The following is a 305-nucleotide window of genomic DNA, read 5'->3' on the forward strand; positions in this document are numbered from 1 at the left end:
TTACAGTATCGCAAATGATGGTGGCGTTTCACTTAGAGGAATATATAAAGGTCACATGGGATACGCCTATGCTGAGAAAATTGATTCAGAGTCAGTTACCATGTTATTAAACGAAGCAATGGAAAACGCTGAAATTCTTGATACAGATGATCAAGAAGTTATTTTTGAAGGTTCTGATAGTTATAAAGAAGTAACTTTGTATTCAGAAAAGCTTAACGAGTTTTCTGGTGAAGAGAAAATAAAGTTATTAAAAAGGCTTGAAGAAGAGTGCTTCTCTCTTAGTGAAAAAGTAAATAGTGTAAATT

Annotated in this window: 1 protein-coding gene; it reads left to right on the forward strand. The window is 32.8% G+C overall.

All coding sequences use genetic code 11. The features are described from left to right. A partial coding sequence (locus tag AOA61_RS30975; protein WP_218197387.1) for a PmbA/TldA family metallopeptidase occupies positions 1-305 on the forward strand: 305 nt, incomplete at both ends.

The organism is Pseudomonas sp. 2995-1 (assembly GCF_002742505.1).
GTDB lineage: Bacteria > Pseudomonadota > Gammaproteobacteria > Pseudomonadales > Pseudomonadaceae > Aquipseudomonas > Aquipseudomonas sivasensis.